The organism is uncultured Campylobacter sp., from assembly GCF_938045405.1.
Lineage (GTDB): Bacteria > Campylobacterota > Campylobacteria > Campylobacterales > Campylobacteraceae > Campylobacter_B.
The window spans coordinates 1-6,360 of the sequence record NZ_CALIMW010000014.1; the positions used below are offsets into that span (position 1 = coordinate 1).

The window sequence follows — 6,360 nt, forward strand, 5'->3', positions numbered from 1 at the left end:
GCGACATAATCAAATGAGTTTTAAAATTTCGATAAAATTTAAGCGGCGAAATTTTAAAATTTATTGGTTTTGCGGCGTCGGAATTTTTGAAATTTGATGGGTCTATGTCGATAGAATTTTAAATTTTAGAAATTTTAAAATTTATCGGATATGAAGCGGTGGAATTTTAAAATTTTTTGATCTGCATGGCGGATTTTAAATTTTAAAATTTGCGCGTTTTACAGCTCGCGCTTGTATCTCTGTGGCTATGGCAAGGCAGACGGTTTACATGGATGCGCGGATGTGTCAAAGTTCTTTGCGGTGCGGGAGGCGTTTAAAAGTAGTGCTCGGCGGGTATAAACAGCACGTTTTGCAGCTTGCGTTTGCGACGTGCGAGTTGTCTGAATTTTATAAGGCGCAAGCGGAGCTAAAAAAGCACAGGATTTAAAATTCTAAAATTTGAGCGAAAGAGCTTTGAGATTTAAATTTTAACGCTAGGCGATATTTAAATTTCATCTGCGACGCAGAATTGAGAGCTTGCTGTGCTGCCGATACGTGAGCGATAGGCGCTCTGCGGCGGATAAATTTCGTTCAAGGCGCCGCGGCAATCCGCGACGTAAATTTGAAATTTTATCCGAAACTGCTGCATACGGGGATGACAGGCGGCGCAAATTTTGATTTTAAAATTTCGCCGTTTTCTTGCATTTTGAAATTTTAAAATTTGCCGCAGCGGACCTGAATTTTAAATCGCGCCGCGCCGACATGAAATGTCTTGCGACTGCGCAAGCGGAAGAAGTTGCTGCAGACTGGCTTGCCCGCGCGCGAGTATATTGGCGGAAAGATTTCATACTTTGAAGGTCGATGCGCAGAGTACTGAGGTTGTCGTTCACAGCGGCTGATTTCCAGTGCGAGTACCCGTGTCACACGCCAAAAGCCGATAGATCGTGAACGGCGCGACAAAGCTGTTTGGCGCGCGGTGTTTTGTCGGGCATGTTTCGCAGTGCGGCTGCATACGGCATGTTTTGCGAGCGAGTGTTTACATGCTCTGCGGCGTAAAATTTTAGAACGGAAAATTTATCGCCGTACGCATAAATTTAATAAAATTTGCGACGTAGCGGCGAATAAATTTAAAACGAAATTTCGTACCGCCTGCGGTACAAGCGCGTTTTACGGCGAAGTCGCTTATTGTAAGATGCGGTGCGTTTTACGTTGTCCGTGCGCTGAAAATCGATCGGCATGTGAGCGCGTTTGCAATGATGTTGCGGCGTAAAATTTTGCAGCTACCGCGCGCTACTCGTGTGCGATTTTGCATGGTCGCAGTTTGCGACCTTGTTATCGCGTGCCGAAAGTCGCCGCGATATGCCTGCCAGAGTAGAATGCACCCGTCTGTGTATTAAAAAATAGTGCGAGGTCCCGCTCTACGGTGCTGCAGCTCGTGTCAAAAGGCTGTGTGATACGCGAGAGTAAAATGCACGCTTAAAAAGCGGCGTGGATTGCGCTTCGCGGCGCTCTATCCGCAGCGTGCGTCGAAAGTCGTCGCGGCGCGCTAGAACAAATAGAATGTGTGCAATGCACGTTTGCGGGATAACGCAAGATTATACTTGTTGTGGCGTGCTATCCCGCACCGCATGCCGCAAAGCCGCCTATGTGCGAGATAAATTCGCGCCGCGCGTCAAAGACGCACGATCGTGCTGCGTGCCAAAAGACAATACGTGGTCGTGCCGTACGCTTTTTAAAAGGCGGTGCCACGATCGGCGCCGTGCAGCACGGGCGTGATTCAAGATTTGAGCCTCGCGCGGCAAACGAAGCGTGCTCGGCGCACGTAAATGCGAATAAATTTTAAAACGGAGAGATGATTGAGAACCGATAAATGGCTATATTACTTCACCTGCGCGCTCATTACGATCGGCATGATATTTTCGCTGTCGCTGAGCTCCTATACGGTGCTTCTGCTGGGTGCTACGCCACTGCATTTTTTTTATCGTCAGTGCGCGGTGGGGATCGCCTGCATCGCGGTGATGTGGATCGTCTCGCGCGCCGATCCCGATAAATGCCTAACGCCGGTGTGCATGTCGCTTTTTGCGATAATGGGGATTTTGATGCTCGCGATGGGCTTTTTACCCAAATCCTTGGTCGCCGACGTAAACGGCGCGGCGCGCTGGATCAGGCTGCCGTTTTTTAACCTCGCGCCGGTGGAATTTTTCAAGGTGGGCTTCATCTACTTTTTGGCGTGGAGCTTCTCGCGCAAGCTCGATCACTCCAAAAAAAGCATCGGGCGCGAGATCGCGACGCTGCTTCCATACGTAGCGCTTTTCGGCTTCGTGGTGATCCTAGTCGCCATCGTGCAAAACGATCTGGGGCAGGTCGCGGTGCTGGGGCTTACGATGATTTTTATGTCGCTTTTTGCGGGCACGAGCTTCAAGCTCATCGGCTTTAGCTTTATGGGGATTTTGGGGCTTGCTTACGTTTTTATCGTCACGAGCGCGCACAGGGTCGATCGCGTGCGCTCGTGGTGGGGCGGCGTGCAGGATTTCGTGCTGTCGTTTATGTCGCCCGAAACTGCTGCCGGGCTGCGTATAGAGGACGCTAGCGCGCCGTATCAGGTCGGACACTCGCTAAATGCGATAAACAACGGCGAGTTTTTCGGGCAGGGACTTGGGCTTGGAAGCTTTAAACTGGGCTATCTGAGCGAGGTGCATACCGACTTCGTGCTTGCAGGTATTGCCGAGGAGTGGGGGTTTGTCGGGATTTTGCTCATCGTGGCGCTATTTTATGCGATGCTATTTCGCATCTTTCAGACCGCGAGCAAGTCGCCGAGTAACGTAAATTTCCTCTTTTGCCTGGGTATCGGCTTTATGTTTTTCTTTTCGTTCATCATCAACTCCTACGGCATTACGTCGATCTCGCCGGTTAAGGGTATCGCCGTGCCGTTTCTGAGCTACGGCGGCAGTCACCTGCTCGCGGCGTCGTTTGCGGTGGGGCTTGTTTTGATGGCGTCGAAAAGGGCGAAATTTTAAGGCTTTGCGGGCTTTGGGCGAGCGTGATTTAAATTTAGGCGTAAATTTAGAGCCGAATTGCGCTTAAAATTCTACGCCGAAGTGCGCCGAGGCTTAAATTTAAGTGCGAAATTTTATAAATTTAAAGGAAAAGTATGGTCGTAGCAATCAGCGGCGGCGGCACCGGCGGACATCTGATAATCGCTAAAAATTTAGCCGCCCGCCTTGCGAAGCAGGGCACCAAGGCAATCTTCATCGGCTCAAATCGCGGGCAGGATCGCGCATGGTTTGAGGGTAGCGAGCTTTTTGCGCGCACCTATTTTCTGCAAAGCTCGGGCGTCGTCGATAAAAAGGGCTTTGCTAAGCTGGCCTCGCTGCTAAATATCCTGCGCCTCTCGCTTACGGCGCGTAAAATTTTAAAGCAAAACGGCGTCCGCGCGCTCATCAGCGTGGGCGGATACAGCTCGGCGCCCGCATCCATCGCGGCGATCCTTTCTCGCGTGCCGTTTTTTATCCACGAGCAAAACGCCGTTTGCGGGCGGCTCAACCGCCTGCTGAGGCCCTTTGCGCGCGCGTTTTACAGCTCCTATGAAAAGCCCGCGTTTGCTTATCCGATCGCGGATATTTTTTTCGAGACGGCGCGGCCGCGCACGGCGCTTAAGAGGGTCATCTTTTTGGGCGGCTCGCAGGGGGCGAGCTTTATCAACTCGCTTGCCGTGGAGCTTGCGCCTAAGCTTTTGGGTCTCGGCTACGGCGTGATCCATCAGTGCGGCGAGCGCGAGTTTGAGCGCATCTCGCAGATCTACGCGCAGCAGGGGCTGGATGTACAGCTCGTGGGTTTTTGCAAAAACATGCACGAGCTCATCGCAAGCGCCGATCTTTGCGTCGGGCGCAGCGGCGCTAGTACGCTGTGGGAGCTCTGCGCAAATGGCCTGCCGGCGATATTCGTGCCGTTTCCATTCGCGGCGGCGGATCATCAGTTTTATAACGCGAAATTTCTTAAAGAGCGCGGACTTTGCGAAATTTTACGCCAGGAGGACGCGAGCGGCGAGCGGATCTTGGGCTTGATTGAGAGCTTCGACGTGGCGCGCGCGAGCAAAGGACTGCTTGAGTTAGCGGATCGAAACGGCGCGCAAGCGATAATCGACGATGTGATGAGTAAAATTTAAAAGGGCGCAGGCGCGCTTGCGTAAATTTGAGACGACCTCTGCACGAGGCTTTAAATTTATAAACCGATTAAATTTAACTTTTTGCGTTTGTGTAAATTTTACGCGGCGCTTCGGTTTGAGTAAAAATTTTAAATTTGTATGCTTGCCGAGCAAAGGACATCTTTTGATTTGCGCAAATTTAAGCTCGCAAACGCAATGCGTAAAAGTGCATTGAGCCGTAAAATTATCTGCGCCTAAAGCTGATTATCGCATCGTCGTTTTCTTGTTGATATTTTTCAAATAGAGCCTGATATCTTTGCGATTTTGCCGGATCATTTGAATAAATTCCGACTAGAAAATAGCACGCCTCCGCAAATCGCAACTCGCACGATTGCTCAAAGTATTGCGTACCCGCTTCTTTGTCATCGTCGTCAAAATACGCGACGTAGCCGAACATAAAGCAGCCTTCGCCGTTACCGAGCTTACATGCTTTTTTATACAGTTTTCTGCCCTCTTGCGAATCTCTATCCTCGTAGCCTGCGAGTCTCGTGCAGCTTTCGCCGCCGTTAAGCTCGTAGCAGCCTTTTTTAAGCAACTCTTTGGCGCCCTCTTGCGAAATTTCGCCATTTAACAGCAGCAGGCTCGAAAGTACGGCGCAGGCATCGCCGTCTCCGCCGTCGCAATCTTCGCGAAATCTTACGGGATTTTTCATTTTTAAAGTGCCGTCTTTGGTGCGAATAGAAATTTCTTTAGGATTTTTATTCGCGTCTTCATTTGCTTGATTGATCGGAATTTGGGTTTCATTCAAAGCCTCCGTGCGAAAAGGTGCCTTTATCGCTATAAAAACCGCGACTATACATACGACGACGAGAAGGAGTATTTTCGGCATAGAGCGATTATTGCGTGGAGTGCGGAGATCTGCGTCTTTGATCGATTGTTTATCTCTTGCGGTAGCGACGGAGGGCTTAGGGCTCGGTTTTTTGCTTAAATTTGCGGCCGAACCTGCGCCTGATTTTTCGGCCAAATTTGCGGCAGCATCCGTATCCATATCTGCATTAGAACTTGTCTCGCAGACATTTTCACTTGAGCTTTTTAAATTTTTGCTCCGCTTTTCTCTCAGCTCATTTATGCGTTGTATGATTTCTTCGTTATTCAAATGAAATCCTTTTTGTTAGTCGGTTAATCCATGAGTTTTATCATCAAAATCGCATCAGCATCAAGAGGAATTATATCATCTTGTTTTGAATTTTTCAAAAAACGACGGCTAAGAAAAATCTGCAAATTTAGTGCAGACGCGCCGTCAAATTCGGATCGGTTTTTGCTGTATAATCCACAGCCGGGTTTAAATTTCATATACTTCGAGCGCGCGTAAATTTACAAAACTTGATAGGATTCATATCAAGTTTATTTATTCTACTCTTGACAAGATTAGCACTCCATGATATAATCTGCCAAAATTTTCAAAAAGGACCGCATAATGGCAAAGAAAAAATTTAAGACCGAAGTGAATGATCTGCTAAATTTGATGATCCATTCGCTTTATTCAAACAAGGAGATTTTCCTGCGCGAGCTTATTTCAAATGCAAGCGACGCGCTGGATAAATTAAACTACCTAAGCCTTACGAACGACGATTACAAGGCGCTTTCGTATGTGCCGCGCATCGATATAAAGATCGACAAAGAGGCCAAAACGCTAAGCATTGGCGACAACGGCATCGGCATGGACGAGGCCGAGCTCGAGAGCAATCTAGGCACTATTGCGCGCAGCGGTACGAAGGGCTTTATGGCGAGCCTTAGCGGCGATGCGGCGAAGGATAGCAACCTCATCGGGCAGTTCGGCGTAGGGTTTTATTCGGCGTTTATGGTAGCGGATCATATCGACGTCATCAGCCGCAAGCCGCTCTCGCAGGACGGCTATAAATGGAGTAGCGACGCGAGCAACTACATGGTCGAAAAGGCGCAAAAAGAGAGCTTCGGCACGACGATAATCCTGCATATGAAAGATGAGGAGTTTTTGGACGAATATAGGCTGGAAGGCATCATCAAAAAATACTCCAACCACATCCCATATCCGATCTTTATGGATAAAGAAGAATACGTGCCTGCGCAAAAAGAGGGCGAGCAGGGACATAGCGAGGTTAAAAACGTCCAGATCAACCGCGCGAGCGCGCTTTGGCAGCTGCCAAAAAGCAGCCTAAAGCCAAGCGATTACAATGAATTTTACAAGCAGATCAGCC

At 49.1% G+C, this 6,360-nt stretch carries 4 protein-coding genes; 3 read left to right on the plus strand and 1 reads right to left on the minus strand.

All coding sequences use genetic code 11. The annotated features are described in order from the left end of the window. Positions 1-1,835 precede the first annotated feature (1,835 nt). Both Q0140_RS00575 and Q0140_RS00580 read left to right on the plus strand, forming a co-directional pair. Entirely contained in the window at positions 1,836-2,996 is a 1,161-nt protein-coding gene (locus tag Q0140_RS00575) for an FtsW/RodA/SpoVE family cell cycle protein (protein WP_177389148.1), read from the plus strand. A 134-nt stretch (positions 2,997-3,130) separates the two neighbouring features. Continuing rightward, positions 3,131-4,144 carry a UDP-N-acetylglucosamine--N-acetylmuramyl-(pentapeptide) pyrophosphoryl-undecaprenol N-acetylglucosamine transferase gene (locus Q0140_RS00580; RefSeq protein WP_297960503.1) on the plus strand — a complete coding sequence of 338 codons (1,014 nt, stop codon included), beginning with the start codon at positions 3,131-3,133 and terminating at the stop codon, positions 4,142-4,144. Between the two features lie 223 nt (positions 4,145-4,367). On the opposite strand, the gene Q0140_RS00585 is transcribed toward Q0140_RS00580, so the two are convergent. Beyond that, entirely contained in the window at positions 4,368-5,279 is a 912-nt protein-coding gene (locus tag Q0140_RS00585; RefSeq protein WP_297960506.1) for a hypothetical protein, read from the minus strand. Between the two features lie 321 nt (positions 5,280-5,600). Between Q0140_RS00585 and Q0140_RS00590 the strand changes: the two genes are divergently transcribed. Beyond that, on the plus strand, positions 5,601-6,360 hold a 760-nt coding region (locus Q0140_RS00590; RefSeq protein WP_297960509.1), incomplete at its 3' end, for an ATP-binding protein.

Bases quoted from the DNA above. Each gene is read 5' to 3' on its own strand.
- Q0140_RS00580 (WP_297960503.1), top strand. From the start codon at position 3,131: ATGGTCGTAGCAATCAGCGGCGGCGGCACCGGCGGACATCTGATAATC.